This is a genomic window from Candidatus Curtissbacteria bacterium, from assembly GCA_024654445.1.
Taxonomy (GTDB): Bacteria; Patescibacteriota; Microgenomatia; order Curtissbacterales; family GWA2-41-24; genus JANLHP01.
Genome location: JANLHP010000008.1, coordinates 1 through 2,875, shown reverse-complemented (window position 1 = coordinate 2,875; position 2,875 = coordinate 1). Strand labels below are relative to the sequence as shown.

General features: G+C 42.5%; 4 protein-coding genes and 2 rRNA genes. All 6 read right to left on the bottom strand.

The genetic code is table 11. The features are described 5' to 3' along the window. A partial coding sequence (locus NUV69_00685) for an amidase family protein (protein ID MCR4324190.1) occupies positions 1-350 on the bottom strand: 350 nt, incomplete at its 3' end. Further along, positions 343-630, bottom strand: a complete 288-nt coding sequence (gene gatC, locus NUV69_00680) for an Asp-tRNA(Asn)/Glu-tRNA(Gln) amidotransferase subunit GatC (GenBank protein ID MCR4324189.1) — start codon at positions 628-630, stop codon at positions 343-345. The genes gatC and NUV69_00685, both read right to left, overlap by 8 nt. An 18-nt stretch (positions 631-648) precedes the next feature. Next, positions 649-888, bottom strand: a complete 240-nt coding sequence (gene rpmB / locus NUV69_00675; protein MCR4324188.1) for a 50S ribosomal protein L28 — start codon at positions 886-888, stop codon at positions 649-651. A gap of 27 nt (positions 889-915) precedes the next feature. Further along, the gene (locus NUV69_00670; protein MCR4324187.1) at positions 916-1,365 is read right to left on the bottom strand and encodes a transcriptional repressor; all 450 of its coding nucleotides are present in this window, start codon (positions 1,363-1,365) and stop codon (positions 916-918) included. Positions 1,366-1,459: 94 nt separating this feature from the next. Further along, positions 1,460-1,569: ribosomal RNA gene (rrf, locus tag NUV69_00665) — 5S ribosomal RNA — on the bottom strand. A gap of 61 nt (positions 1,570-1,630) precedes the next feature. After that, positions 1,631-2,875 (bottom strand): 23S ribosomal RNA (locus NUV69_00660); the annotation flags it as partial.

Genomic DNA, 2,875 nt, shown 5'->3' with positions numbered 1-2,875 from the left:
GCATCATAAGGGGGGATGAAATTTTGAAGGATCTTTGAAGCACAGGTAGTGGTTAAATTTTTTGTGCAGATGTTATCTTTAACGGCGATCGGAATGCCTGCAAGCGATCCTACCTTCTGACGACTCGCAATCTTTTTGTCAATTTCTGAGGCTTTTTCTAAGGCTTCTTTTTCATTTATTGTTATGAAGGATTGAATGTTCGGTTCGATATCTTTTATCCATTTAAATAGCTTCCCGACAAGTTCGGTCGCTTGTATTTCTCTGGATAATATTTTTTCTTTTATTTGGAGTGCGGTAAGTCCTAAGAGTCTCAAAGATGCTTCTCTTATTATCTGAATATTTTTATTCAATTACTTTTGGTACTTTAAAAAAAACACCCATTGCGGAAGGAGCATTGTTTAGGGCGTCTTCTCTTGAAATTGGCGGTTCCAATGTATCCTCTCTAAATACATTGGTTGTATTTATGGAGTGTGCCATTGGTTTGATATCTTCAGTATTTAAATTGTTCAGTTTTTCTATATAGGACAATATATCACTGAGCTGGTGAATAAACACTTCTTTTTCCTGATCGGAAAGTTCAATCCGGGAAAGATTTGCAATATATTCAATGGTCTTTTTATCAATTTTCATTAAAATATTGGCTTGGCCTTAGCGAAACGACGATGCTTTCACAACTTTGCCAGCGCTAATACAGCGAGTACAGACCTTGATTCTCTTTGCTGAGCCGTTAATCTTAGCCCTCACCATCTGCAAATTCGGCTTAAACGTTCTTTTTGTTTTGCCGGTAATTTTCTTTCCTACACCACCCTTCCACTTAGCTAACCCTCTCCGTTCTATCTGATTTCCAACCTGAGTTTTTTTCCCACATAATTCACATACGCGTGACATAATTATACCCCCGTCTCAATAATATTTTTATTCCACTGCTTTTTCGTTCTTTTCCCAGCAATCTTCACATAAACCCTGGATTTGCAAACGATGAGAATCTGCCGTAAATTTATTCTTTCTACAAACTTCTTCCTGAAGCTTTTCTATCCTGTGTTCTGTAAATTCAATTATTTTTCCACAATTATTGCAAACCAAATGGTCATGGTGTTCGTGTCCGTACACATGTTCATAGTGTGCATGTCTTTCACCAAAAATAACTTCTCTTAATAAGCCACTTTTTACAAGCAAGGCCAAGGTACGATAAATCGTAGCCTTTGAAATTTTCATGTCGTTTAGTCTGAGATCGACTAACAATTCATCTGCCTCAAAATGTTTGTGGTTTTCAAACACCCGATCTAAAATCGCCTGTCTTTCGGCTGTAAATTTCAATTTTCTCGATGTTAGATATTCTTTAAATATTTCCTCTTTTGAAAGCATACAAGCATCTTAAAATTTATATAAAGTATAAAATAATTTGCTTAATTAAATAAAAAACCCATCTCGAAAATTCGAGACGGGTTTTTATAATAATTCCCGGCAGTAACCTACTCTCCCAGCTTTCACCAGTACCATCGGCGTAAGAACCTTAACTACCGTGTTCGGAATGGGAACGGGTGTTTCAATCTTACTATGCCCACCGGAAAAAATATAGATAATGAATAACTTAACGGTAACAATTGACTCTTTGCACGAGTAAAAATAAAAAGTCAAGCTTTTCGACTAATTAGTACCAGTCAGCTGAGTATATTACTATACTTACACCTCTGGCCTATCAACCTCGTAATCTTCAAGGTGTCTCTCTTCCTATAAAGGAAAACGATATCTAGTTTTGGAGTTGGCTTCATGCTTATATGCCTTCAGCATTTATCCATTCCGTACATAGCTACCCAGCGATGCCGTTAGCACGACAACTGGTTCACCAGAGGTACGTCCATCCCGGTCCTCTCGTACTAAGGACAGATCTCCTCAAATATCGTCCACCCACGGCAGATAGGGACCGACCTGTCTCACGACGGTCTAAACCCAGCTCGCGTACCGCTTTAATCTGTGAACTCCAGAACCCTTGGGACCTTCTCCAGCCCCAGGATGCGATGAGCCGACATCGAGGTGCCAAACCGCCCCGCCGCTATGGACGCTCGGGGGCGATCAGCCTGTTATCCCCGGAGTACCTTTTATCTGTTGAGCGATGGCGTTTCCACACACAACCACCGGATCACTAGGCCCTGCTTTCACATCTGCTCGACTTATAGGTCTCGCAGTCAAGCTTCCTTCTGCCCTTACACTCTACGTGCGGTTGCCAAGCGCACTGAGGAAGCCTTTGGACTCCTCCGTTACTCTTTAGGAGGAGACCGCCCCAGTCAAACTGCCCACCTATCACTGTCCCAAATCCGGATTCACGGAGTTTAGTTAGAATTTTAACATAGTAAGAGTGGTATTTCAACGTCGACTCTGCCCCAGCCAGAGCTGGGACTTCATAGTCTCCCACCTATCCTACGCATACTGTGCCAAAACCCAATAATAGGCTACAGTAAAGGTTCACGGGGTCTTTCCGTCTTGCCGCGGGTACGTGGCATCTTCACCACGACTACAATTTCGCCGAGTCCCTCGTTGAGACAGTACCTAAGTCGTTACGCGATTCATGCACGTCAGTAATTATCTGACAAGGAACTTCGCTACCTTAGGACTCTCATAGTTAGAGCCGCCATTCACCAGCGCTTCGGTTCTGAGCTTCGCATCCTTTCGAACACTAACCCATCCCCTTAACGTTCTGGCATCGAGCACGCGTCAGTCTCTATACGTTGATTATAAATCTTAGCAGAGACTTGTGTTTTTAGTAAACAGTCGCCCAGGCCTTTTCACTGCGGCCCCGAATAAATTCGGGGCACTCCTTCTCCCGAAGTTACGGAGTGATTTTGCCGAGTTCCTTAACGAGGGTTCTCTCGAGCGC